The 24821-nt window shown below is 70.4% G+C and carries 26 protein-coding genes; 7 read left to right on the plus strand and 19 right to left on the minus strand.

The annotated features are described in order from the left end of the window. Nucleotides 1-50 precede the first annotated feature (50 nt). Complete coding sequence (locus MFF55_RS09335) at nt 51-659, minus strand: MlaC/ttg2D family ABC transporter substrate-binding protein (RefSeq protein ID WP_238243810.1); 609 nt, start codon at nt 657-659, stop codon at nt 51-53. Further along, nucleotides 650-1753 (minus strand): lysylphosphatidylglycerol synthase domain-containing protein, encoded by a 1104-nt coding sequence (locus tag MFF55_RS09340; protein WP_238243811.1) that lies wholly within the window; start codon nt 1751-1753, stop codon nt 650-652. Before MFF55_RS09340 ends, MFF55_RS09335 begins: the two co-directional genes overlap by 10 nt. A 210-nt stretch (nt 1754-1963) precedes the next feature. On the opposite strand from MFF55_RS09340, the gene MFF55_RS09345 reads away from it, so the two are divergent. Then, nucleotides 1964-3136: an amidinotransferase gene (locus MFF55_RS09345; protein WP_238243812.1), complete on the plus strand. Its 1173-nt coding sequence runs from the start codon at nt 1964-1966 to the stop codon at nt 3134-3136. Nucleotides 3137-3203: 67 nt separating this feature from the next. Here MFF55_RS09345 and MFF55_RS09350 read toward each other — a convergent pair whose 3' ends face one another. The 10 genes from MFF55_RS09350 to MFF55_RS09395 form a co-directional block, all read right to left on the minus strand. Continuing rightward, entirely contained in the window at nt 3204-4562 is a 1359-nt protein-coding gene (locus tag MFF55_RS09350; RefSeq protein WP_238243813.1) for a pilus assembly protein TadG-related protein, read from the minus strand. Nucleotides 4563-4859: 297 nt separating this feature from the next. Next, complete coding sequence (locus MFF55_RS09355; RefSeq protein ID WP_238243814.1) at nt 4860-5057, minus strand: hypothetical protein; 198 nt, start codon at nt 5055-5057, stop codon at nt 4860-4862. 48 nt (nt 5058-5105) lie between these two features. Beyond that, complete coding sequence (locus MFF55_RS09360) at nt 5106-5717, minus strand: glutathione S-transferase (protein WP_238243815.1); 612 nt, start codon at nt 5715-5717, stop codon at nt 5106-5108. A 29-nt stretch (nt 5718-5746) separates the two neighbouring features. Further along, entirely contained in the window at nt 5747-6940 is a 1194-nt protein-coding gene (locus MFF55_RS09365; RefSeq protein ID WP_238243816.1) for a dienelactone hydrolase family protein, read from the minus strand. 129 nt (nt 6941-7069) lie between these two features. Then, nucleotides 7070-7276, minus strand: a complete 207-nt coding sequence (locus tag MFF55_RS09370; RefSeq protein ID WP_238243817.1) for a hypothetical protein — start codon at nt 7274-7276, stop codon at nt 7070-7072. A 78-nt stretch (nt 7277-7354) separates the two neighbouring features. Then, nucleotides 7355-7810 carry a response regulator gene (locus tag MFF55_RS09375; RefSeq protein ID WP_238243818.1) on the minus strand — a complete coding sequence of 152 codons (456 nt, stop codon included), beginning with the start codon at nt 7808-7810 and terminating at the stop codon, nt 7355-7357. 138 nt (nt 7811-7948) lie between these two features. Then, nucleotides 7949-8839 (minus strand): dienelactone hydrolase family protein, encoded by an 891-nt coding sequence (locus tag MFF55_RS09380; RefSeq protein WP_238243819.1) that lies wholly within the window; start codon nt 8837-8839, stop codon nt 7949-7951. A gap of 79 nt (nt 8840-8918) precedes the next feature. After that, nucleotides 8919-9365, minus strand: a complete 447-nt coding sequence (locus MFF55_RS09385; RefSeq protein WP_238243820.1) for a hypothetical protein — start codon at nt 9363-9365, stop codon at nt 8919-8921. Nucleotides 9366-9480: 115 nt separating this feature from the next. Continuing rightward, a complete protein-coding gene (locus MFF55_RS09390; protein ID WP_373874769.1) occupies nt 9481-9936 on the minus strand; it encodes a DUF192 domain-containing protein in 456 nt (151 codons plus the stop codon). Between the two features lie 24 nt (nt 9937-9960). After that, nucleotides 9961-10578 (minus strand): cold-shock protein, encoded by a 618-nt coding sequence (locus tag MFF55_RS09395; protein WP_238243821.1) that lies wholly within the window; start codon nt 10576-10578, stop codon nt 9961-9963. Nucleotides 10579-10893: 315 nt separating this feature from the next. Here MFF55_RS09395 and MFF55_RS09400 point away from each other — a divergent pair, with 315 nt between their 5' ends. Together MFF55_RS09400 and MFF55_RS09405 are read left to right on the plus strand one after the other, a co-directional pair. Beyond that, complete coding sequence (locus MFF55_RS09400) at nt 10894-11871, plus strand: heparan-alpha-glucosaminide N-acetyltransferase (RefSeq protein ID WP_238243863.1); 978 nt, start codon at nt 10894-10896, stop codon at nt 11869-11871. Between the two features lie 160 nt (nt 11872-12031). Then, nucleotides 12032-13996, plus strand: a complete 1965-nt coding sequence (locus MFF55_RS09405) for a PAS domain S-box protein (RefSeq protein WP_238243822.1) — start codon at nt 12032-12034, stop codon at nt 13994-13996. Nucleotides 13997-14374: 378 nt separating this feature from the next. Here the strand turns inward: MFF55_RS09405 and efp are convergent, their stop codons facing one another. Further along, complete coding sequence (gene efp, locus MFF55_RS09410; protein ID WP_238243823.1) at nt 14375-14941, minus strand: elongation factor P; 567 nt, start codon at nt 14939-14941, stop codon at nt 14375-14377. 178 nt (nt 14942-15119) lie between these two features. Here efp and epmA point away from each other — a divergent pair, with 178 nt between their 5' ends. The 3 genes from epmA to MFF55_RS09425 are packed head-to-tail and all read left to right on the plus strand — an operon-like array spanning nt 15120 to nt 18018. Then, nucleotides 15120-16166, plus strand: coding sequence for an EF-P lysine aminoacylase EpmA (epmA, locus tag MFF55_RS09415; protein ID WP_238243824.1), 1047 nt, complete (start codon nt 15120-15122; stop codon nt 16164-16166). Next, on the plus strand, nt 16163-17248 hold the full coding sequence (locus MFF55_RS09420) for a lysine-2,3-aminomutase-like protein (RefSeq protein WP_238243825.1): 1086 nt from the start codon (nt 16163-16165) through the stop codon (nt 17246-17248). Before epmA ends, MFF55_RS09420 begins: the two co-directional genes overlap by 4 nt. Continuing rightward, nucleotides 17224-18018: a YdcF family protein gene (locus MFF55_RS09425; protein WP_238243826.1), complete on the plus strand. Its 795-nt coding sequence runs from the start codon at nt 17224-17226 to the stop codon at nt 18016-18018. Before MFF55_RS09420 ends, MFF55_RS09425 begins: the two co-directional genes overlap by 25 nt. Here MFF55_RS09425 and MFF55_RS09430 read toward each other — a convergent pair. The 3 genes from MFF55_RS09430 to MFF55_RS09440 form a co-directional block, all read right to left on the minus strand. Then, nucleotides 18015-18290 carry a DUF3253 domain-containing protein gene (locus tag MFF55_RS09430; protein ID WP_238243827.1) on the minus strand — a complete coding sequence of 92 codons (276 nt, stop codon included), beginning with the start codon at nt 18288-18290 and terminating at the stop codon, nt 18015-18017. The two genes, MFF55_RS09425 and MFF55_RS09430, sit on opposite strands and share 4 nt — an antisense overlap. After that, complete coding sequence (locus MFF55_RS09435; protein WP_238243828.1) at nt 18287-19021, minus strand: DUF599 domain-containing protein; 735 nt, start codon at nt 19019-19021, stop codon at nt 18287-18289. The genes MFF55_RS09430 and MFF55_RS09435 overlap by 4 nt, the downstream gene beginning before the upstream one ends. Nucleotides 19022-19337: 316 nt before the next feature. Next, nucleotides 19338-21173 (minus strand): hypothetical protein, encoded by a 1836-nt coding sequence (locus MFF55_RS09440; RefSeq protein WP_238243829.1) that lies wholly within the window; start codon nt 21171-21173, stop codon nt 19338-19340. Nucleotides 21174-21441: 268 nt separating this feature from the next. On the opposite strand from MFF55_RS09440, the gene MFF55_RS09445 reads away from it, so the two are divergent. Next, entirely contained in the window at nt 21442-21834 is a 393-nt protein-coding gene (locus MFF55_RS09445) for an energy transducer TonB family protein (protein WP_238243830.1), read from the plus strand. 8 nt (nt 21835-21842) lie between these two features. Here MFF55_RS09445 and MFF55_RS09450 read toward each other — a convergent pair whose 3' ends face one another. From MFF55_RS09450 to MFF55_RS09460, 3 genes are all read right to left on the minus strand, one after another. Further along, nucleotides 21843-22148, minus strand: a complete 306-nt coding sequence (locus MFF55_RS09450; RefSeq protein WP_238243831.1) for an acylphosphatase — start codon at nt 22146-22148, stop codon at nt 21843-21845. 33 nt (nt 22149-22181) lie between these two features. Further along, on the minus strand, nt 22182-22625 hold the full coding sequence (locus MFF55_RS09455; protein ID WP_238243832.1) for a gamma-glutamylcyclotransferase family protein: 444 nt from the start codon (nt 22623-22625) through the stop codon (nt 22182-22184). A 189-nt stretch (nt 22626-22814) separates the two neighbouring features. Further along, a complete protein-coding gene (locus tag MFF55_RS09460; RefSeq protein ID WP_238243833.1) occupies nt 22815-24818 on the minus strand; it encodes an acetyl-CoA carboxylase biotin carboxylase subunit in 2004 nt (667 codons plus the stop codon). Nucleotides 24819-24821: the final 3 nt, after the last annotated feature.

A 24821-nucleotide genomic window follows, 5' to 3' on the forward strand; every position in this document is an offset into this window, starting at 1 on the left:
GCGGCGCGAAAGCGGGGCATTCGGGGGCCGGACGGCCCTGTGGGCGTGATTCAAGGCGCCGGTTTGGCGGCGAGGATGCGGGCCGTTCGTTCGCGCAGGAATTTCAGCAGGCCGTCGGCGCCGCCAGTCTTGATCGGCTCGGCGAAGGCGGTGCGCATCGCGGCGATCTCGCTGACGTTGCCGTTGAGGAAGACGTCCTGCACCCGGTTGCCGGCACCGACGAGGAAATCGACCTGGGATTCGTCGCCCTCGGCGTTGGCGACCTCCGTCAGCACGACGCGGTCGGCCCCCCGCGCCTCGCTCGCGGGCTTGACCGTGAACTTGCCGCCGGCCGCCTGAGTGAGGCGGTTCGCGTAGGTCGCGGTGAAGTATTGCCCGAAGGCCTCCGTCAGCGCCGCCTGCTGCTCGGGGGTGAAGCTCGGCCATTTCGGGCCGACCGCGCCGCGGACCATGCCCCCGAAATCGAAGGTCTTGGCCATGACCCCGCCGATCGCGCCGGCGCGGGCCTTCACGTCGGTGGCCGCCTCCTTCAGGGCGCCCTCATAGGTCGCGTAGAGCCCCCGCACCGCCTCGACGGCCGGATCCTCGGCGGCGCGCGCCGGCAGGCAGGCGATGAGGCCGGCGAGGCCAGCGGCCAGGATGACGCGGCTCAGGCGCACTTCTTGAGGTCTCCGAGGTCGGAATCCGCGGGGATCGACACGTAGGCGTAGGCCGGATGGATCACCGGCGGCTGGAGCACCGCGCCGAGGCGGGCGCTGAGATCGATGGGCGCGGCGGGCGCGGCTTCCGGCTCCTTCAGCTCCGGCCTGCCCTCGGCGACGTGCCAGAGGATCAGCCCGGGAACGCCGACGAGGAGGTCGGCGAGGCGCTTGACGAGGGAGAGCGCCAGCGCCGCCTCCATCGGGATGCCGAAGATCGCGCAGAGCGCGATGAGGCCGCCCTCCTGGGCGCCGAGCGCCCCGGGGATGGCGAAGGCCGCGCCGCGCACCGCCTGCGCCAGGCTCTCGATGATCAGCGCCTCGGTGAAGGTGACGGAATAGCCCATGCAGCGCAGGGCGACGTAGACCTCGAGCGTGCCGATCAGCCAGCCGACCGAATGGATGAGGACCCCGTTGCCCACCCGCAGCGGCGCGGCGTAAAGGCGGCGGAGCTCGGCGTAGAGCGCGTCGATGGCGCCGAGCGCCCGCCATTCGCGCCCGCCCGCGAAGCGGTTGACGAGGCCCTGGATCAGGCGGTGGCCGCCCCGGCGCTGGATGATGAAGAAGGCGGCGAGCGCGGGCGCCGCGATGGCGAGCCCGCCCGCCACCGTGCGCACCACCGGCCCGTCTCCGACGAGCCAGACCAGCGCGGCGAGGCCGGCGACCGTGAACAGGAACTGCGTCACCGCCTGGGTCATCAGGTCGACGAGCATGCTGGCGCCGGACAGCGCGCCGGTGAGGCCGCGCTTGACCAGGAGGCGGGCGGCGATGAGGTCGCCGCCGACCTGGGCCACCGGCAGCAGCGTGTTGATGCCCTCGCGCACGAAGCGCAGGTTCACGCAAGTCCCGAGGCTCGGGCGCCCGGCGGCGGGGAAGATCGCGAACCAGCCGAGCCCCGCCCAGGCCACCGCGAATGCGCGGGCGACGACGACGAACAGCGCGCCCCAGCCGGCGCTGACCACGGCCGCGGCCACGTCTTCGACACCCGATGACAGGAAGAGCCCGACCACGGTGCACAAGCCGGCGATCAGGGCCAAAGTCGTCAGACGCTTCATGATCCCCTGTCGACCGTCGTCGATGATGCGATGCTGAAAATCCGCCGCGATTCCGACCACAAAAGACCGTCGAAGGCGGCGAGCATCCCTCGAAGTTGCAGCTTTGCACAGCGTTGTCTATCACCCGATAGACACAGTGCGGACCAAAGCGGCACAGGGGCGAGACCCCATCAGAACGGCTGCAGGTCAGGCAAAAAGGGGCTGAAGATCATGGACCGCGAATCACCCATCACGGCGGACGAAGTCGTGCGCGACGAGGCGTTCTACGCCGGCGGCGGCGCGGCCCGTCCGGGCGTCCCGGCACCGCACTCGCCGGTGATGGCCTGGAACGAGTGGGACCCGCTGGAGGAGGTCATCGTCGGTTCGCTCGACGGCGCCACGATCCCGACCCACCACCTGACGGTCATCTTCAACCTGCCGCGGGCCGCCCAGCCCTTCTACCGCTTCGCCTCGGGCTTCCGGTACCCGAAGTTCATGAAGAAGCTCGCGCAGAAGGAGCTCGACAACTTCATCTCCATCCTCGCCGGCGAGGGCGTGAAGGTCCGCCGGCCGGATTCCATCGACTTCTCGAAGAAGTACAACGCCCCGCGCTGGTCCTCGCGCGGCTTCTGCGTCGCCTGCCCGCGCGACCCCTACCTCGTCATCGGCGACGAGATCATCGAGAGCCCGATGTGCTGGCGCTCGCGCTACTTCGAGGGCGATGCGTACCGCGCGCTCTTCAAGGAATACTTCCGCGCTGGCGCCCGCTGGACCTCGGCGCCGCGGCCCCAGCTCACGGACGAGCTCTACAACTACGATTACCGGGTGCCGAACCTGAAGGCCGGCGAGCCGATGCAGTTCACGGTCAACGAGTTCGAGCCCGTCTTCGACGCGGCCGATTTCGTGCGCTGCGGCCGCGACTTGTTCGTGACCCGCTCCAACGTCACGAACCTCATGGGCATCGAGTGGCTGCGCCGCCACCTCGGCCCCGGCTTCCGCATCCACGAGATCGAGAGCCGCTGCCCGCAGCCGATGCACATCGACTCGTCGTTCATGCCGCTGGCGCCGGGCAAGGTGCTGGTGAACCCGGACTACATCGACGTCGAGAAGCTGCCCGCCGTCCTCAAGAAGTGGGACGTGCTGATCGCGCCCCGCCCCGACCCCGTCGAGGGCTTCATGAGCAAGATCTCGATGTGCTCGCCCTGGACCTCGATCAACGTGCTCGCCATCGACGAGAAGAAGATCGTGGTGGACGCGAGCCAGCCGACCCTGATCAAGGCCCTGAAAGGTTGGGGCTTCGACCCGATCCCGGCGCCGTTCCTGTCCTACGGCCCGTTCGGTGGCTCCTTCCACTGCGCCACGCTCGACGTGCGCCGCCGCGGGCCGCTGAAGTCGTACTTCTAGGGTCCGCGGACCGAGCGGTTGCAGGCATCCGCCCCGCGTTCATGGGGTAGGGACAGCCTGCACCGCCTTAATGCGAGAGGACCGTGTCGGCCGAGCTCGGGCCGACGCCCTCGGGCACGGGCACGTCGCTGCTGCCGTAGCGCGCGTTCAGGATGAGGTTCGGACCCTCGTAGAGGTTCACGAGCCGGGCGACGACAACTGTGTACGCGGATTGGTCCGCGACCGGCTTCTTCGAGTCGACGATCAGGCGGCCGGCCGGAAGATAGATCGTGCCGAGCAACGTCCGGGCATTGTCGCTGATGATCCGATACTGGCGAACGGGCTGACTGATCTCCGGCGGAGGCGGCGGCGTCGCGCCCGACGAGGCATCGGGCTCGGGCGGCAGGGCTGAACTCGCCACGAACCGCTCCTCGAAGAGCAGCAGGCCTTCCATCTCCCCGCCTCTGGGCGCCGTGAGGCTGACGGTGCTGTCCTTGTCGAACAGGAGCCCGCCCCTGTCCCCGGTGAAGTAGAAGCCGACGTTCTCGCCCGCCATGGACCCCCTCCTCTTCACGATGAGGGGACCATTCTTCACCACATAGACGCCGGGTCGAAGCGTGACGGTGGCGCCGTCCGTGATCTCGAGGCCGTTGCAATACGTCCCGGGATTGAGGGTGTAAGTGCCCTTCGTGATTTTGACCGGCTTCGTCGAGTCGGCGGTATTCACGTTGATGGCGGCGTCGAGGACGACGCAGGGTCCGACGGAGGGCGCGGGCCTGTCGACGAGCGGGTCCTTGAGCGTGGGGCACTCGGTGGCAGGCGGCGGCGTGAAGTTCGCGCTCGTTCCCTTGTAGCCTCCGGCCGAGCACGTCGTCAGGGCGGTCACGACGGCACCCTCGCCGGCGCTGATGCTCTCCTGGCTCGTCGAGTTCGAGTAGATCGAGCAGTCCGGGGCCGCGATGCGGGCATATTGCTCGGCGCTGAAGGCCTTCTTGGCGGCTGGCTCGAGCGCGAGGAGGCAGAGGCGTGTGGTGCCGGCGAGCTTGGCGGTGGAGTGCACGACGAGCTCCACCTGCGGTACGTTGAGGAGCTTGCCGAAGGCCAGCGGCACGCTCTCGCGGACCGTCACCTTGACCGAGGAATGGTTGCCCAGCACCTCGGCCTCGACCTGCGGCCGGCGGTCGGTCGAGGCCTGCGCCTGGCCCTGGGCCATGGCGATCGCCGCGCGGATGGCGGCCGCGTCGTCGGTGTTGGCGAGCTTGAACTGGTTGACGCCCGCGATGCTGCCGCCGTCGGCGGCGCGCTGCAGCTCGGTGCGGCGCTTGACCAGCGAACCGTATTCGAGGGCCGCCGAGGTCAGGCCCATCAGCACCGGCAGACCAAGACCGAAGATCAGCAGCACGTTGCCGCCCCGGTCCCGACCCAGCGCACCCAGATGACCTACCATCGCTTAAGCTCCCTGAAGCCTGAGGATGGTTCGCGGAGTGCTGAGAATTCCTGAATCATCTGGGGTGAAGTCGGGGGTACCGACGGATTTGCTTCAAAATATCCGATCAAAATTCCTAGCTTATGTTAAAGCGATTTTCCCGGCTGACGTGGAGCCGAGCGTCATCGGTGCTGCCGCATGGATCTGCCGGACCGCTGCGGACGACCCTCCGCTTCCGGATGCTGCATCGGCTCGAGGGCGCCGACGCGCGCTGCCCCGACCCGGTGCGGCTGCCGTTTCGTCCGGCGGTGCCCGCCGTCAGACCGGCCGGCGCAGCGAGCGGCGCCAGGTCATGCCGGCGAGGGCGAGCGCCCCGGCATACTGGACCATTCCTCCCTCGGCGAGGTCGGAGGGCGTGATCTGCCACTGGATGCCCAGGCGCGTCAGCGCGTTGAGGGCCATCAGGCCGATGCAGAAGGTGGCGGCGGTGAGCAGCGCGGCGATGAAATCGGGCATGGCATCGGCGTCCGGGTGACCGGAGGCTCGTAGCAAGCGTCGCGCCAGTCAGGGCGCGGGCGGGCGCGTGGCGAGCATGGAGGGCCGCTCGGCGAAGCCCTCGAACCAGCCCCCCAGGGCCGGGCGGTTCCCCCGCCAGCCGAGGTCGGGAAAGCGCAGGTCGAGGTAGCCCAGCGCGCAGGCGATCGCGATGGTGCCGATGTCAACCCGGTCGCCGTAGCCCGCCGCCTCGGCCTCGAAGGCGGTTAGCGCGCTGTCGATCTTGGCCTCCTGCCCGGCGATCCAGGCCGCCGAGCGCTCGGCCTCCGGCCGCGCCGTGAGCTCGTAGCGGATGAGCAGCGCCGCATCGAGGAGCCCGTCGGCCGTCGATTGCTCGCCGAGCGCCGTCCAGCGGGCCGAGCCGGCCGGCGGGAAGAGTCCGCCGCCGCCTGAAGCGTCGAGGTACTCGCAGATCACCCGGCTGTCGGCCAGCACGCGGCCGTCCTCCAGGACGAGGGTCGGCACCTGCGCCAGCGGATGCCGTTCGAGGATCCTCGCATCCCGGTTGGTCGGGTGGGCCGCGCTCGGCAGGAGGTTGATCCGATCCGCCAGGCCGCCCTCGTGGGCGACCACCATGACCTTCCGGACGAAGGGCGAGAAATGGGAATGGAAGAGCTGCATCGGAGATCCCGTGCTGGACGGATGCTGGGTCAGGGTCGGCGGGCGGCGGGCTGCCCCGGGCGCGCGGCGCCGGGCGCGGCCGGGCTCGCCGCCGGGGTCGAGGGCGCCGGCGCGGCGCGCGGCGTCTCGACGGCGAGGCGCTTCACCGGCCAGCCATCCGTCCAGCGCTCCATGTCGCTGAAGCGCGCGTTGCTCTTGAGCCCGGTGGCGTCGCTGCCCGCGAAGGCGGCGGCCGCCGCCAGATCGAAGGTCTTCCAATAGGCGAGATAGTCGAGGCTGTCGGCGCGGGCGTTGTTGAGCTGCGACACGAGCGTCGATTGCTCGCCGGTGAGCGCCATGTCGGCGGACCACTTGAAGGGCGGGGGCGACTGCTTCGGGTCGCGCGGCGGATCGGGCGGCAGCTTGATCGCGCCCGCGTCGAAGGCGGGGTCCACGGCGGCCGGCGAGGTCAGGGTGGCGGTGAGCGCGGGAAAGCCGTGGTCGTCGGAGAGCGCGCGCAGGAAGAGCTTGCGCTCGAGCGGGACGGCGCTCGCCTCGCGCAGGAGCCGGCGTGCGGCGAGATCGGCCGCCCGCGCCTCGCGGTCCCCGATCACGGTGACGATCAGGGTCTCGGCCGGGATCTGCGCGAGGTCGCGCAGCTGGATGCCCCGCGCCTTGGCGTCGCTGGCGATGCCGCCCGGCATCACCGCGAAGAGGAGCCGCGGGACGGGGAGCCCCTGCGCTTTGGCCTCGGCCGCGAGATTGGCCGCGATCGGCGCGCCGGCGAGGTGCCCGATGACGGCGAGCCGGCGGGAGTCGGGCTTGGCGTCCGCGTCGGATTGCAGCTCGGCCAGCGCCGCCTTGACCAGTCGCTCGGCATTGGCGGTGGCATCGGCCGGCCGGGTCCGGTTGACCTCCTGGAAGCGGGGAAAGAGCACGAGGTTGCCCATGCGGGCGAGGTGGTCGATCCAGGCTCCGTAGGCCTGCGGGTTGGGCGCGCCCCAGGCAGGCAGGAACACGATGACCGGGCGGCCCTCGGCCGGGGCAGGCCCGGCCTTGTGGAAGGCGAAGGTCGCCGCCGAGGCCCGGCCGAGCCCACGCTTCACGATCGTGGCGGCCCGGTCGCCGACGCCGCCGGGTCCCTCGGCCGGCTGCCCGGGGGGCGCCGCCGCGGGGGCCGGCCCGCAGAGCAGGCACAGGCCGATCAATCCGGCCGCGAGACCAAGGGGGCGGTTCCTGCTCATGGCGTCTGTGGTCGGCTGGTCCGGGGCGCTGGCTGTCCGCCGTCTATACCAGATGATCGGCGGCGCGCGACGGTGGGCACGCAATCCGGAGGGGCCTGCGCTATTCTGGCCGCACCGCGCGGCCGAGCCCTAGTATTCGTCGGCCCCGCCGCGCTGCCGGTCGATCAGGTGAGCGAGCTGGACGAGGTCGTCCGGCGGCGCCGAGGAGGTCACGTCGGCATAGAGGTCGCGCAAATCGTCGCCGATCTTGGCCAGCAGCACTTGCTCGGGAAGCTCGATGGATGAGCGCTCCTCGCGGCTGTAATTGGCGGCGTAGTTGGGGGCGACGGTTTTCATGACGGTCTCGGGACGGCCTCGCGGCGATTGCTTCCGGAGGCGGAACAACGGCCCGGCGCGGCGTTGTTTCCCTTTGACCTATGATAAAATTTTCGAGCCGGCGCCGGGCGGCGTCCCGATGACCGCCGGTCCCTCGTTCGGATCGTGCGGCCGGCCCGCGGCTTCCTCGACCCAGGCCAGGATGTCGGAGGCGCGCCAGGGCTTCGGGATGAAGGTCGCCGAGACGCGGAGGTCGCTCGGCTGATCGCCGGCATCGCCCGAGGTGAGGAGCACGCGCACTCGCGGCCAGGTCACGCCGATGATCCGGGCGAGCTCGAACCCGCCGATGGGACCCGGCGTGCGCACGTCCGAGAACACGACGCTGACCTCGTCGCCGCGGTCGTTCAGGATGGCGAGCGCGCGCTCGGCGGTCTCGGCCTCGATCACCGCGAATCCGGTCTCCTCGAGCATCTCGGCGGCGAGGAAGCGCTCGTCGGGCTCGTCCTCGACCACGAGGATGACGGGCCTCGCGCCCGGCGGTTTGGCAGTGCTCATGGGTCCGGGACGCTCTTCAGGGCCGAACGGCGGACCGCCCGAGCCGTGATTCCGATGAGGCAACGTGGCGAACCATTGTGTCGATCCTGGGAGCATCGTCGAAAAGATTGTTCCGACAGCCCTTTCCGGTGCCGCGCCTCAGCCGACCCCGTTCGCCTTGAGGAAGGCGAGCGCGCGGCTCCACCCGTCCTCGGCCTGCGCCTTGCGGTAGCTCGGCCGGTAATCCGCGTGGAAGCCGTGGGGCGCCTCCGGATAGACGACGAGCTCCACGCTCCGTCCCGCCGCCCTCGCCCGGTCCCGCGCCTCCTCGACCGCGGCGACGGGGATGCCCGCGTCCTGGCCGCCGTAGAGGGCGAGCAGCGGCGCCTTGATCTCGGCGGCGACGTCGCCCGCGGTTCTGGGCTGGATCGGCGTGCGCTCGCCGCCGAGCGGCCCGTACCAGGCGATCGCCGCCTTCAGGTCGGCGCGATGCGCGGCGTAGAGCCAGGTCGCGCGCCCGCCCCGGCACCAGCCCATCGCGCCGAGCCGCTTGCCGTCGCCGCGGGCGGCCGAGGCGGCCCAGGCCGCCGTCGCGTCGAGGTCGGCGATCCACTGGGCGTCGGGGGTCTTGGCGATGACGTCGCGCAGGATGACCTGGACGTCGGTCATCGTCGCGAGGTCGCCCTGCCGCGCGTAGAGCTCCGGCGCGACGGCGCAGTAGCCGGCCTTGGCGAGCCGCCGGCAGATGTCCTTGATGTAGTCGTGGACGCCGAAGATCTCCTCGATGACGAGGACGATCGGGAACGGCCCCTCGCCCCTGGGCACGGCCCGGTAGCCCGGCATCGGCCCGTCGCCGGTCGGAATCGCGACCTCGCCGGCCTCGATCCCCTCCGAATCCGTCCGGATCGCCTGCGCCTCGACCCGCGTCGTCGCGAGTGTGAGGCCGCCGATCAGGCTCGTCATCACGAAGCCGCGCCGGGAGACGGGCGGGGTGATCAGCCCCTCAAGGCCGTCGAGGGGCGATCCCGTGGGGCGCTCGTCGTGCTGCATCCTGTCCTCGCTGCGTTCCTTGCGCGAGGTGATGGTCGTGCAACATCACGGCGACATGACGGTCGGGCCGCCGCGAGCCTCAGGCGCCGGCCGGGACGCGCAGGCCGGCGGGGTCGAGGCCCCGGCGGGCGGCGGGACCGGTGACGGGCATCGCGGGCCGGCGCGCCGAGGGCTTGCGGGCGAAGACCTCGCCCAGCGCGACGAACTCGGTCGAGGTCGCCGTCCGGCCCTGCCCCGCGAGCGCGCCGAACCCGGCGACGAAGGAGCGCGCCAGCGCGGCGTCCCGGGCGACGCCGAAGGCGTCGAGCGCGGCGAGGAAGGCCTCGCGGAAGAGGCGCGGCGCGCACCAGCGCTTCTCGGCCAGGTGCATCGGCCAGTCCCAGAGGCCGTCGTCGCGGCGTCGCCCGAGGAGATCGGCCTCGATGAAGTAGCCCGTGTCGCGATGCTCGAGCCCGTCGGAGAGCAGGCGCCAGGCCGCGTTCTCGAACGGGACGGTGCCGGTGCGATCCAGGTCGGCGTCGATCATCGTGGCTCCCCCTGCGATCCCGGCGCGGCGGCGACCGGACCAGAACGTTCGGGGAACATTGGTCCGGAATGGGATTCGCGTCAAGGCGTGTTCACGGTGCGTTCGACAGGCCCGATCAGCGCCGCTTGAACATCCCGTGCTCGACCCGGTCGCCGGCCCGGATGCCGAGGCGCGCGGTGGTGCCGGCATTAAGCTCGAGCACGGCGAGCACCGGCTCGCCGGAGGGGACCACCTTGGTCGAGAGCGGCTCGGTGTCGGCGGCGATCCGCGCCACGGTGCCGTCGGCGCGGATGAACAGCATGTCGAGGGGCAGGTAGGTGTTCTTCATCCACATCGCGACGGGCGCGACCTGCTCGAAGTCGAAGAGCATGCCGCGGTCCGGCGGCATCGAGCGCCGGAACATGAGGCCGCGCGCCCGGGAGGCGTCGTCGCGCATCACCTCGACCTGGAAGGCCCGGCGGCCCTCGCGGGTGGCGATGGCCAGTGGCTCGAGCACCGCCTCCTGCGCCGTCGCGGCGGCCGCGAGGAGGAACAGGCCGAGGGCGAGAACGGCCCGCCTGCCGCTAAACAACTCGACGATCACGCAGGCGTCCCCTCAATGCGAGGCCGGGAGCGCCCCGTCGAGGAGCCGGACCTCGGCCGCCATCTTTCCCTTGGAGCCGTCGCCGTAGCGAACCAGCACCGTCTCGCCCGGCTTCAGTTCGGCGATGCCGTAGCGGCGTAGGGTCTCCATGTGGACGAAGATGTCCGGCGTCCCGTCGCCCCGGCTCAGGAAGCCGAAGCCGCGCAGGCGGTTGAACCACTTCACGACCGCGGTCTCAAGCCCGCTCGTCGGCGTCACGCTGACATGGGTGCGCGGCAGCGGCAATTCGGAGGGGTGGAGCGCGGTCGACTGGTCGAGCGAGATCACCCGGAAGGCCTGCCAGCCGCGGGCGCGCTCGGTGGCCTCCACGACGATGCGGGCGCCCTCGCTGGCGCTCTGGTGCCCGTCGCGGCGCAGACAGGTGATGTGCAGGAGCACGTCGGCCGCGCCGTCGTCGGGCACGATGAAGCCGAAGCCCTTGGCGACGTCGAACCACTTGATGCGGCCGGCGACCTCGACGAGGTCGAGGGGGCGGCCCTCCTCGCCGGCGAGCCCATCCTGGGCGCGGGCGTCGCCGGATGCCGCTGCCGAACGCGGGCCGCGAAGGCCGGATTCGAATTCATCGGACATGCAAAGCAACTCACACCGAATCGCACTGCGCGGTTCGCTAGGAGAGATTAACAAAGTGCTGACTCGGCGGAAGCCCGTTTGCCCGCCACGCTGCCTTCCGGCTGCGCATTCCGGGCCGAGCGGGCACCGGGGCCACAGGCGCGCGCCCATCGGCGGAGCGGGGGGATCGGCCGCAACCCCGTGATGCGACTCGCAGAAAACCGCCGCGGGCGCGCGGCGATCCCGGTGTTGCGACAGATGATCACGTATTCGCCAGCGCGGCGTCTTGAGGGCGGTCGCGGTCCCGCCCCGCCGGTGCTAGGGCGGCGGCCGATGATGCCCGCCTCTGCTTCCGCCCCGCCGCCCCGGATCGACGCCCTCGACGCGGCGCGCGCCGCCTGCCTCCTGGCGATGGCGGCCTACCACCTCGTCTGGGACCTCGGCTACCTGCGGCTGATCCCCGAACCCGTCGCGATGAGCCCGGCCGGCAAGGTCGCCGCGCACGCCATCGCCGGCAGCTTCCTCGTCCTCGTCGGGATCGGGCTCGTGCTGGCGCATGGCGAGGGCATCCGCTGGCGGTCCGTGCTCCGGCGCCTCGCGCGCATCGCCGGCGCCGCCCTCCTGATCACCGCCGCGACCTGGTTCGCCTTTCCGCAGAGCTACATCTTCTTCGGCATCCTGCACTGCATCGCCCTGTCGAGCCTGCTGGCCCTGCCCTTCCTGTTCGTGCCGGCGCCCCTCGCCGCGCTGGCGGCGATCCTTGCCATCGCCGCGCCGCATCTCGTCGCCCATCCCCTCCTCGACGCGCCGGCGCTGCTCTTCCTCGGGCTGGGCTCCCGGGTGCCGCAGACCAACGATTACGTGCCGCTGCTTCCCTGGTTCGGGCTCGTGCTCGCGGGCGTCGCGACGGCCCGCCTCGCCCGAACCTCCATCGCGACGGCGCCGCTCGCCCGCTGGCGGGCGCGGTCCCGCCCGGCCCGCCTCGCCGTCGGCGCGGGGCGCCACAGCCTCGCGATCTACCTGATCCACCAGCCCCTGCTGCTCGGCCTCCTCACCGGGCTCGCGGCGGTGACCGGCCCCCATCCCCGCGCCGGCCTCGCCGCCTTTCACGCCGAGTACCGGGGCCATTGCACCCGCACCGGCGGCGGAGAGGCGGCGTGCCGCGTCGCGGCCCGCTGCGTGTCGCAGGCCCTGCGCCGCGAGGGGCTGTGGGCCACCGGCGCGCGCGGCTTCACGCCGGCCGAGCGGGCCCGGGCGCAGGCGCTCTCCGAGAGCTGCTACGCCGCCGCGGAGGGCACGGCGGCGCCGCCCTGAAGGTTGTGCCCTCGCGCTGCAGGCAACGCGGTCCGCGCTGTTGAATGCAATATTTCACGTTACACGCGGATACTTCATGATGTGATGCAAGCCGGCATGCATTTAGGGGTTGTAAACGTTCGTATAGTAGGATGACGCGGATCAAGGGAGATTCGCGGTCATGTTCCAAGCGCTTCAACGCCTGCGGTCGGATGCGGGCAAGGTCGACGCGCTGAACAGGTCGCTCGGCACCATCGCCTTCCGCCCCGACGGGACCGTCCTGGAGGCCAACGACAACTTCCTGGCGCTCCTCGGCTACACGCTCGAGGAGATCCGCGGCCGGCACCACCGCATGTTCGTCGATCCCGCCGAGGCGGCGAGCCCGGACTACGCACGGTTCTGGGCGGCCCTGGGCCAGGGCGCCTTCCAGTCCGCGGAGTACCGCCGCTTCGGCAAGGGCGGCCGCGAGGTCTGGATCCAGGCGACCTACAACCCGATCGTCGGGCGGGACGGGCGCGTCGCCCAGGTGGTGAAGTTCGCCACCGACATCACCGAGCAGAAGCTCCGGGCGGCCGATGCGCAGGGCCAGCTTCAGGCGATCAACAAGTCCCAGGCCGTGATCCACTTCGCGCTGGACAGCACCATCACCGACGCCAACGAGGCCTTCCTCGCCGCGACGGGCTACCGGCTCGAGGAGGTCCGGGGCCGGCATCACGGCATGTTCGTCGAGGAGGAGTACCGCCGGAGCCCGGACTACGCCGCCTTCTGGCAGCGGCTCGGCCGAGGCGAGTACGAGACGGGCGAGTACCGCCGCTTCGGCAAGGGCGGCCGCGAGATCTGGCTGCAGGCGAGCTACAACCCGATCTTCGACGCGGCCGGGCGGCCGTTCAAGGTCGTGAAATACGCCTCCGACGTCACCACGGAGAAGCTGTGCAGCGCCGATTCCAACGGGCAGATCGCCGCCATCGGGCGCTCCCAGGCGGTGATCCACTTCGACATGGACGGCACGATCCAGGACGCCAACCAGAACTTCCTCGACACCGTGGGCTACGCGGCGGCCGAGGTGAGGGGCCAGCATCACCGGATGTTCGTGCCCAAGGTCTATGCCGAGGGCGACGAATACACGGCGTTCTGGGCCAAGCTGCGCCGGGGCGAGCACATGACGGGCGTCTACCAGCGCCTCGGCAAGGACGGCCGCGAGATCTGGATCCAGGGCAGCTACAACCCGGTCCTCGACATGAACGGCCGGCCCTTCAAGGTGGTCAAGTACGCCATCGACATCACCCGCAGCATGACCGTGCGCAGCCGCGCGGTGCAGACCGCCGAGGACACCTTGGGCAACGTCCAGGCCGTGGCGAGGGCGGCCGAGGGCATGAACGGGGCCGCGGGCCAGATCTCGGCCCACATGCAGCAATCCCTCGGCGCGGTCGACGCGATCCGGGCGCGGACCCTGTCGGCGGACCGCTCGACCGCCAAGCTCCGGGACGCGGCGCTGGCCATGGACGGCGTGGTCCAGGTGATCACCACCATCGCCGAGCAGATCAACCTGCTCGCGCTCAACGCCACCATCGAGGCGGCGCGCGCCGGCGAGGCGGGGCGCGGCTTCGCGGTGGTCGCCACCGAGGTCAAGAACCTCGCCGGTCAGGCCACGGCCGCCACGGCCCGGATCTCGGGCGAGATCAGCGCGATGCAGGCGGTGTCGGGCGACGTCGAGAGCGCGCTGGCCTCGATCACCGAGGCCGTCGGCGCCGTGCAGGGCTTCGTCGTGGAGGCCGCGGGCTCGATCGAGCGGCAGACCGCCGCGACGGTCGAGGTCAGCGCCAACATGCGGATCGCCGCCGACGGCGTGGCCGGGATCGCGCGCAGCCTCGACGAGTGGGTGGTCGGCGTCGAGGAGCGGCGCGCGAACGACCGCGTCCGCGTCGCCCTGCGGGCGACCATCCAGCGGGGCACGATCGCCACCGAGGCGGGCGGCGGCGCCATCCCGTGCATGATCCTGAACATCTCGCCCGGCGGCGCCAAGATCGGCGTCGAGCCCGCCGGCATCCCCGACCGCTTCGTCCTCTCGATCGAGGGCGAGCCCAAGCCGCGGACCTGCGAGGTCCGGCGCCGCGGCAAGGGCGAGCTCGGGGTGCGGTTCGTCTGACGGCGGCGGGGTCAGTGACGCTGCCAGTAACCTCCGGGCGAGGGGACGGAGCCGCGCTCATGCGAATTTAGCGTGATGAGCCCGGTCCGGCGCGTTTCCCCTCGCCCCGCCCGAAGTCGGGCTTGCCCGACTTCGGTCTTTGCTTGCTGATCCCAGGCAGGCCTGGGATCAGGCGGGGAGAGGGCTTTGCCGACCTCGTCGTCGGCGAAGCGAGGCGGCAGCCGAGGGTGAGGGGGCGGTGCCGGACGAGCCTCACGCGGCGAGGCCCCCTCACCCTCGCTCCGCTCGTCGCATGGACGACGGGGTCCATGCGACCCTCTCCCCGCCCGGCGGGGAGAGGAGGACGCGCACGGCCGAACCGATCGAACGGGGGCCCGCTCAGTCCTTGGCGCGCTCCACGTAGGAGCCGTCGGCCGTCATGATCACGACGCGGGTGCCGGCCGCGATGTGGGGCGGCACCGCCGTGCGCACGCCGTTCGACAGGATCGCCGGCTTGTAGGACGACGAGGCCGTCTGGCCCTTCATGGCGGGCTCGGTCTCGGCGATCTCCAGGGTCACGCGCTGGGGCAGCTCGATCGTCAGCGGCACGCCGTTGTGGGAGGAGATCATCACGGCCATGCCCTCCTGCAGGTAGGGGGCGGCATCGCCGACCACGTCCTTGGGCACGGCGACCTGGTCGTAGTTCTCCGGGTTCATGAAGTGGTAGCCCTCGCCGTCCTCGTAGAGGAAGGTGTGCTCCCGGTCCTCGACGAAGGCGCGCTCGACCTGCTCGGTGGTGCGGTAGCGCTCGGACACCTTCACGCCGTCGGTGATGCGGCGCATGTCGAGCTGCGTCACGGGCGTGCCCTTGCCGGGATGGATGTTCTCGGCGAACAGGATCACGTAGAGCTTGCCGTCCTTCTCGACGACGTTGCCCTTGCGGAGCGTAGAGGCGATCACCTTCACGGGGTCAGGTCCTGCATTCTTCGAAGATCGAGCGTCGCACCGGGGCGGAACACGCCGCCCGCGCATCGACGGTTGCTCGGCACTATCCTATTCGTCGCCTCGTTGCCAGTCGCCGGGTTTGGACCGCCCTCACCCCTGACCGAGCGAAGCCCGACATGCCGCCCGTCCCTGATCGGCCATGACAACCCCCTCCCCCTGGTGGGCGCCGCACGTCCACGCGGACCGGCGCCCGCGCCTCCTCCTGCGCAACCGGATCGTCGCGGGCTTGCGCGCGCATTTCGCGGCGGAGGGCTTCGTCGAGGTGGAGGCGGCCGCGCTGCAGGTCTCGCCGGGCAACGAGGCGCATCTCTCGGCCTTCGCCACGGAGGCGATCGGGCCGGATGGCGCGCGGGCGCCGCTCTACCTCCACACCTCGCCGGAATTCGCCTGCAAGAAGCTGCTCGCCGCCGGCGAGGCCCGGATCGCGAGCTTTGCCCGCGTCTACCGCAACCGCGAGCGCGGGCCCCTGCATCACCCCGAATTCACGATGCTCGAATGGTACCGCGCGGGCGCCGATTACACGGTGCTGATGGCGGATTGCGCCGAGATCCTGGCGCTCGCCGCCGAGACGGCCGGGACGGCCCGCCTGACCTATCGCGGGCGCGAGGCCGATCCCTTCGCCCCCTTCGAGCGACTGACGCTCGCGCAGGCCTTCGCCGAGCGCGCCGGCATCGATCTCCTGGCGACGGTGGCGCCCGACGGCGGCACGGACCGCGACGCGCTCGCCGCAGGCGTGGCCCGCGCGGGCCTGCGGGTGGCGGAGGACGACAGCTGGGCCGACCTGTTCAGCCGGGTCCTCGTCGCGCGCATCGAGCCGCATCTGGGCCTCGGCCGCGCCACTCTCCTCTGCGAGTACCCGGTGAGCGAGGCGGCCTTGGCCCGGCCGAGCCCGCGCGATCCCCGGGTGGCCGAGCGCTTCGAGCTCTATGCCTGCGGCGTCGAGCTCGCCAACGCCTTCGGCGAGCTCACCGACCCGGAAGTGCAGCGGCGCCGCTTCGAGGCGGAGATGGCCGAGAAGGCGCGGGTCTACGGCGAGACCTACCCCATCGACGAGGCGTTTCTGGACGCCCTCGCGATCATGCCGGAGGCGAGCGGCATCGCGCTCGGCCTCGACCGACTGGTGATGCTGGCGACGGGCGCGCCGCGGATCGAGGACGTGATCTGGACGCCGGTGGCCGCGCCGTGACCCGGACCCTGCGCAGCCCCGCCGACCTCGCCCGGGCCGGCCTGATCGCGCCCGCCGACCTCGCGCCGCTGGAGGCGGTGGCGGCCCGCTACGCCGTGGCCGTGACGCCCGACATGGCCGAGCTGATCGATGCGGCCGACCCCGCCGATCCCATCGCCCGCCAGTTCGTGCCGCGCGCGGAGGAGCTCGAGACCGGGGTGGACGAGCGGGCCGACCCGATCGGCGACGCGGCCCACGCCCCCCTGCCCGGCCTCGTCCACCGCTACCCCGACCGCGTGCTCCTGAAGCCGCTCCACGTCTGCCCGGTCTATTGCCGCTTCTGCTTCCGGCGCGAGGTGGTGGGCCCCGACGGGCTCGGCACGCTGAGCGAGGCGGAACTGGACGCGGCGCTCGCCTACATCGCGGCGGATTCGGCGATCTGGGAGGTGATCGTCACCGGCGGCGATCCCTTCGCGCTGTCGCCGCGGCGCCTGGGGCGCATCGCGGAGGCGCTGGCGGCGATCCCGCATGTGCGGGTCCTGCGCCTCCACACCCGCGTGCCGGTGGTCGAGCCGGACCGGGTCGACGCCGCCCTCGTTGCGGCGCTGAAGGCCTTCCAGGGCGCGGTGTTCGTGGCGCTGCACGCCAACCACCCGCGCGAGTTCACGCCCGCGGCGCGCGCCGCCATCGCCCGGCTCGTCGACGCCGGCATCCCGGTGGTGAGCCAGTCGGTGCTGCTGGCCGGGGTCAACGACGATGCGGCGACGCTCGAGGCCCTGATGCGCGCTTTCGTCGAGAACCGGGTGAAGCCCTATTACCTGCATCACGGCGACCTCGCGCCCGGCACCGCGCACCTGCGCACGGGGCTCAGGGAGGGCCGCGCCCTGATGGGCGCCCTGCGCGGGAGGCTCTCGGGCCTCGCCCAGCCCGCCTACGTCCTCGACATCCCCGGCGGCCACGGCAAGGTGTCGGTCGGGCCCGACTACCTTCGCGAGACCCCGGAGGGCTGGCGCGTGCGCGATCCCGCCGGCACCGACCACGCCTACCCTCCCGACGCCGACCCGGACGAGCCTGACGCATGTTCTTCCCGCTCTCGAAGCTGATCTTCTTCGCGATCACGCCCTCGAACCTGCTGATCCTCATGGGCCTCCTCGGAATCGTGCTGGTGCTGGCGGGCCGCGTGCGGAGCGGGCGCTGGCTGGCGCTGTTCGGGCTGGCGGGGCTCCTCGTCGCCGGCCTCTCGCCCCTCGCGAACTGGGTGGCCCGGCCGCTCGAGGAGCGGTTCCCCGCCTTCGCCCCCGACGAGCGGCCGGTCGCCGGCATCATCGTGCTCGGCGGGGCCATCGAGACGCGGCTCGCCCTGGCGCGAGGCCAGCTCCTCCTCAACGATGCCGGCGAGCGCCAGATCATCATGGCCGACCTCGCCCGGCGCTTCCCCGAGGCGCGGCTCGTCTTCTCCGGCGGCAGCGGCAACCTGCGCGGCGACGGCGGCTCCGAGGCCGACGTGGTCAGCAAGTTCGCCGACGTCCTCGCCCTGCCGCGCACCCGGCTGATCCTGGAGGACCGCTCCCGCAACACCCGCGAGAACGCCGCCTTCACGGCCGCCCTGGTGAAGCCGCGGCCCGACCAGCGCTGGCTCCTCGTCACCTCGGCCTGGCACATGCCGCGCGCGATCGGCTGCTTCCGCCAGGCCGGCTTCGACGTCACCGCCTATCCCGTCGATTACCGCACCGGCGGCCCGGCCGACGCGCTGCGCTTCGCCGGCTTCGCCTCCGAGGGGCTGGCGCTGCTCGACCTCGTGGTGAAGGAATGGGTCGGCCTCACCGCCTATCGGCTCGCCGGCTACACGGATGCGTGGCTGCCGGCGCCTTAGGCCACCCCCACCGGTGGCCCCAGCCGGTAGATCCCCCGAAAGTCATCCGGGTCCGCCACCGGCTTGCCCTTCCGCAGGATCGCGATCCGTCCCGCCTTGCAAAGCCGCACGGCCACGCGGCGCACGGGCTGCATCAGCGGCCCCCAGCCGTCCGGATGCGGGCCGCCGAGCGCCCGGGCCACCTCGGAGGGGCAGATCGTCTTGCCCGCCCCCCGCTCGGCGACGAGCCGCAGCAGGGTCTCCTCGATCTCGGGTTCGCCCGCCCCGCTCATGGCAGCCGCGCCCGGGCCAGGGGATCGTCCTCGGCGAGCAGCGCCTCGCGGATCTCGGAGGCGAACTGGCGCCGCCACATCACGGCGACGACCCCGGCCGTGGCCAGGATCAGGAGCCAGGCCCCCACGAACCAGCCGAGATAGGCGAGCGCGAAGAAGAAGGCCCGCTGCCCGCGCGCGAAGTGGCTGCCGGCCGCGATGTTCATGGCCGCCGCGCGCCTGGCCGCCCGCTCCATCTCCCCCGCCGAGACCCCCGCGCCCTTGGGCGGCACCGCGCCGATGAGGATCGCGCCGTAATTGAACAGCCGGTAGGCCCAGGCGAACTTGAAGAAGGCGTAGACGAACACGACCGCCAGCCCCGCGACCTTGAGCTCCCAGGCCGTCCGGCTCGCCACCGCGCCGAAGGGCAGCGCCCCGAACAGGGTGAGCACGTCGTCGCCGGAGCGCGACAGGGTGAGCACGCCGCCCAGCGCGATCAGCGAGGTCGAGGCGAAGAAGGCGGTGCCGTTCTGGAGCGAGGCGTTGATGGTGGTGTCCACCACCCGGTTGTCGCGCAGGATCATCTGCCGGGCCCAGACCTCGCGCTGCCCGTTCATGACCCCGCTCAGGCTCACCCGCCGCCCGCGCATGCGCCCCACGGCGAAGCCGTAGCCGATCCAGACCGCGACGAAGAAGCCGAGCGCGGCGAGGTCGAGGGGCGAGAAGGCGGTGGCGAGGCTCGGTGGTGGCATGATCTCCGGCCGGCGGCCCCGCGGCGAATTTTTGGAATGAGGCTGTGCGGCGCGGCTAGCGCGGATGGGATGGGGCTGTCCAGGGGTGGGGCGGTGGGCAGCCCGTCGAAGCAGTTGCATCAGGGCATCGACGAATGCCATCGCAGGGGATGGCTTGCGGAGCTATGCTTATCGCGTTGTTGCTTCGTAGCGAGGCACCACCCACAGACATGAGCTCACCGCCTGAAAGAGGACGCTTACGGATCTAAGTCGACAATTCCCTTTTTACATCCAACCCCGCGAAGGCACCTAGAGCGGTAAGCTCAATAAGCTTCCTCTAGGCGTCGCCTGACGTATTGCGAGCCAACTTCGGCGCAAACCACCGCGCTTCAAAGGATGCAACCTCACGCGCATAGAACGTCGCTATGTCGTCAAAGTTTTTGTTTCCTCGTCCGTCGTAGCCGCGACTCACGTCTGCTCGACGACGCCAGTAACTCTGACCGCTGCGCAACCGACTCAGGACTCGTCCTGGAATATCCTCTTTGGTCACACGCAAGCGCTGCGGGTAGACGCCCGTCATGACGTACGGTCGTCGATCACCGCCAGCTCCATACACAACGTTCTGGGCAGCCCACAGCCCGTGCGGCAGTGATTTTCCGAAGTACTTGTCGAGCAGCCTAACCACAATCTCTTCAGCCTCTATGTCCGACACCGAAAAGAGCGTGCCGACATAAGCTCGTGCGTTAGAGAAAAGAAAGCGCTCCGCAAGCTCGTGCCAAGATACGCAGGCATTGTTGATGATGATCGGGCTGCCTTCCGCCGCTAGGGTGCGAGGCATAGCAATGTAGTTATGGTCCCACATCATCATCGCGGCAGATCCCACGACACGACCGATTTTTTCTTTGTGCACCGGCTTGAGCGAATTTGCCTTCTTCAACTCGGCCCAGTCGCGCATCGCCGTGCCGACATACAGTCTGGCTTTGGCTACTGGATCGTTCCAATCGACGCCATCTAGCGAATGAAAGCGGATAAACTCCAGTACGCGTAGCATATCAGCGTCGTCAGTCTGGCCGACACCGATAGCGATGTCAGTAACTAACCGACGATCGAAGCCTTCGCTGTCACGAAAGTCATACGTCCATCGCCAGCCTGACGCATCGCCGCAGTGTGTGGCGAAGATTAACAGGTCATACGGAAACAGGTCGACCATTTCGGAGATCGCGCGCACGCTGGCGCCTCGGCCCCTGTAGCCGCGAACAAACATCCCGCGCTCGGGCAACAGCTTGGCAGCGGCCTCAATTTCGGGGGCGCGAACCTTTTCCGGGTCAACTAGGACAGCGACGTTGGTGCCGCGCTTGCCTTTCTGCTCGGCAGTAAAACCGTTGACAACCACGATGCCGAGATCGGGATAGGTGAAGAGATGGGTCGACGGCCTTTCTGGGAACGCTGCGCCGAACGGTAACTGGCGCGTGATAAAGGTCAGCGACCCCCCTTTTGGCAAGTCGATGGCACCAACGAGTTCGCGCAGTCGATTTCTTAGGTGCTTGCGCTCTGCCGACGCATCTACACCCGGCGCGTCAATGCTATAGTAAGCTTGAAGTAGCTGCGCTCGCTCAACTTCGTCCGTCTGTTCAATGATGTGGAGCCCAGCGTCCAGCGAGAAAGCGTAGTTAGCGGCGATAATTTCGCTTAACGGCTCGCCAGCCTCGCAAACAACTAGATGACCCGATCTGGATGCGACCGGCTGCACGGGCGAAGCCTCGTCCAAGAACACGATCAGTTGCCCAGTATACATCGCCAGCAGCACGCCGAGGCCGATGCGATCACGGCCCCAGCGCAGTGTTGCCGCGTCGCGCTTCCCACTGGCGGCGGCAATGATGGGAAGTTGTTGTCGCTGAACCTCCGAGGCGTACCCCTTCGGCAATCTCTCCAACATGACCGTCTTCGACTCGGGAGAGAGTCCCGCAAGAAAAATGTATCGCGCGTCTAAGCGCGCTAGCGCGTTAGTCCGGCGAATGACTTCGGCATCACGATCATCACGGCCCAGCCGAGGGCCGTCCAGCACGCAAACGTAGCGCCTGCGGCGAGCAAGCGCGCATGACAGTTCGCCCGCAAGGAACGCATCATCGCTGACGACAGCAATGGGAGATAGTTTCGGACACTTGATTTCCATTCAATCGACTTTGCCGCTCGACGCTCGCGAAACCAACGAAGCCCCGTTCTAGACCGTACAATGTGGTTGGACTTTATGATGGCTGGGTGGCGCCAACGCGCAGTGTCAAGCGAGAGGGGCCCGGCTGAGAGCGGACGCGGTGGCCGGGCATGGTAAGAGCATTTCCGCCCGGACGCGGACCTCCGAACGTCAGCTCGGGGTCAACATCGAGTTTCCACCAACCGCGGTTTTGACTGTTCCTCGTCTCTAACCCCCTCCGAGCTAAGCCATGCCGACGATCCTGCGCTTAATCTCGGTCCTCGTCCTCCTCGCTAATCTCTCGACCGGCGCCGCTGCGGCAGGGGAGGAGTCGCGATGGGCGCGGGAGGCGGCGACCCGCATCCGCTCGCACCTGGCTTGGCCGAAGGGCATGAGCCCCGCCAAGAAGCGGCGGGCGGTGGTGACGTTCCTGGTGGATCGGGCGGGCGTGATCAGCGAGGCCAGGCTGGTCGAGAAGACCGGCTCGGACATGGCCGACCGCGCCGCGCTGACGGCGGTGAACCGGGCAAGCCCCCTGCCGGCGCCGCCCTTTCCGCCTGACCAACCGAGACTGGCGGTGACGCTGCCGGTGAGCTTTGCCCCGGACTTCGTGCCCCCGCGCTCGATCTGCAACGGCTGCTGACCCCGGCGTCAGCCCCGCAGGATCCGAAACACGCCGCCCGGCCCCGGCCCCTCGAGCTCCCGCACCGCCACTGCCTCCACCCGCGCGCCGGGCGGGCCCTCGCGGCAGGCCGCGAGCATCGCCGCGACCGCCTCCGCGGGGCCGTGGAAGACGGCCTCCACGCTGCCGTCGTCGCGGTTGCGGACGTGGCCCGAGAGGCCCCGGCGCTCGGCCTGGGCCAGGGTCCAGTAGCGGTAGCCGACCCCCTGCACGCGGCCGCGGATCAGGGCCTCGACGTTGCGCGTCGCGGGGGCGGGCGGGAGAGGCTCGGGCATGGCTCGTCGACCTGTCTTGACTACCTGTCTTGGCTACCTGTCCTGGGAGGGCCGGGGTCCCCGCGCCCAGCCTGCGATCTCCCGCAGGTAGGGGGCCGGCAGCTGCGCCGCCGCGCCCGCGGCGAGCACCGCCTCGAGATAGCCCGGCCGCGGCCGGCCGGCGACCGCGCTGCAGCCGAGATAGATCAGCGCCCGCTTCACGCCCCGCTCCGTCGCCACCGGCTGCGAGGCCTTGGTGTAGAGCTTGCCCGCCACGCCCTCGTAGCGGTCCAGCGCCGGCACGTCGGCCAGCGCCAGGTCCCAGACGATGCCCCAGACCGTGGCGTTCGGGTCGCGCACCACGGAGGCGTAGCCCTCGCGCATCACGATGAAGCGGTGGCGGTGGAGCCGCCCCCGGCCGAGCAGGACCGAGCCCGGGCAGCGCAGGGCCATCGCGGCCGCGTCCATGTTGGCGCCGTAGGCGAAGTAGAGGGGCATCGTTCGCCGGCGCCTACGCCCCCCGGCCCGGCGCGGGGCTCGCGGCCGCCCCGGGCCGTGCGGAGGGCCGGCGCGAGGCCGTGATCATCCCACCCGAACCGCGCGAGACCGCGCCGATCGGCGACAAAACGGGCATGATCTTGCGCAAAACCGTGTTGATCATGGGCGGGCCGGATTGATCACGCCCGCTCAGGCGAATTCGAGGATCACCGCGTCGACGGCCAGGCTGTCGCCCTCCTTGGCGGCGATCTTGGCCACCGTGGCGTCGCGCTCGGCCCGCAGCACGTTCTCCATCTTCATGGCCTCCACGATGGCCAGCGGCTCGCCGCTCTTCACCTCCTGGCCCTCGCTGACGAGGATCGCCTTGACGAGGCCCGGCATCGGGCAGAGCACCTGCTTGCCCGCGCCCGCATCGACCTTCACCGGCATCAGCGCGGCGAGCTCGGCCTCGCGCCGGGTGAAGACCCGGGCCTCGGCCGCCGCGCCCGCATGCTGCAGGGCGACGCCGTTGAGCAGCGCGCGCACCTGGATCGCGACGCGCTCGCCCCCGATCGTGCCCGACCAGACCGGCTCGCCGGGGCGCCAATCGCTCAGGACCTCGAAGACCTCGCCGTCCTCGGCGGTGACCACGAGCACGCCGTCCCGCGCATCCACCGTGACGGGGTAGGACTGGCCGGCCAGGATCACGACCCGGTCGCGCTCGAAATGCAGCAGTTCGGGAGCGCGCATCTGCCCGGAGATGCCGCGCTTGCGCTGGTTGAGCTTGTGGTCGATCGCCGCCGCGGTCGCCGCCATGCGCCGGGCGGTCTCGCCCTGCGGCTCGGGGGCGGAAAAGCCCTCGGGGAACTCCTCGGCGATGAAGCCCGTCGAGAGCCGGCCCTCCCGCCAGCGCGGATGCGCCATCAGCGCGGCCAGGAACGGGATGTTGTGGCGGATGCCGTCGATGGCGAAGGCGTCGAGCGCCTGGCCCTGCGCCGCGATCGCCTCGCCGCGGGTCGGCGCCCAGGTCACGAGCTTGGCGATCATCGGGTCGTAGTGGATCGCGATCTCGCCGCCCTCCTCCACGCCCGTATCGTTGCGCACGATCGCGGTGCCGAACCGCCCCTCCTCCGGCGGCCGGTAGGTGGTGAGCCGGCCGATCGAGGGCAGGAAGTTGCGGGTCGGGTCCTCGGCGTAGACGCGGCTCTCGACCGCCCAGCCGTCGAGCCTCACCTCGGCTTGGCTGAGCGGCAGCTTCTCGCCGGCGGCCGAGCGGATCATCATCTCGACGAGGTCGAGGCCGGTGATCATCTCGGTGACGGGGTGCTCCACCTGCAGACGCGTGTTCATCTCGAGGAAATAGAAGGACTTGTCCTGGCCCGCGACGAACTCGACGGTGCCGGCGGAATCGTAGTTGACGGCCTTCGCGAGCGCGACGGCCTGCTCGCCCATCTTGGCCCGGGTCTCCTCGTCGAGCAGCGGCGAGGGCGCCTCCTCGATGACCTTCTGGTTGCGGCGCTGGATCGAGCATTCGCGCTCGCCGAGGTAGATCACGTTGCCGTGCTTGTCGCCGATGACCTGGATCTCGATGTGGCGCGGATCGGTGATGAACTTCTCCACGAAGACGCGGTCGTCGCCGAAGGACGAGGCGGCCTCCGACTTGGCGCGGGCGAAGCCCTCCGCGACCTCGCCGGCCGAGTGGGCGATGCGCATGCCCTTGCCGCCGCCACCGGCCGAGGCCTTGATCATGACGGGGTAGCCGATCTCGTCGGCGATCTTCACGGCATGCGCCGGGTCCTCGATCACGCCGAGGAAGCCCGGAACCGTCGAGACCTTGGCCGCGGAGGCCGCCTTCTTCGACTCGATCTTGTCGCCCATGGCGGCGATGGCCCCGGGGTTGGGGCCGATGAAGACGATGCCCTCGGCCTCGAGCGCCCGCGGAAAGGCCTCGCGCTCGGAGAGGAAGCCGTAGCCGGGGTGAACGGCCTGCGCGCCCGTCTGCTTGCAGGCGGCGATGATCTTCTCGATGACGAGGTAGGACTGCGCCGCCGCCGCCGGGCCGATATGCACGGCCTCGTCGGCCATAGCGACGTGGACCGCGTCGCGGTCGGCATCGGAATAGACGGCCACCGTCCTGATGCCCATGCGGCGGGCGGTCTTGATGATGCGGCACGCGATCTCGCCGCGATTGGCAATCAGGATCTTCTCGAACATCGG

The sequence above is a fragment of the Methylobacterium iners genome (genome assembly GCF_022179305.1).
Taxonomy (GTDB): domain Bacteria; phylum Pseudomonadota; class Alphaproteobacteria; order Rhizobiales; family Beijerinckiaceae; genus Methylobacterium; species Methylobacterium iners.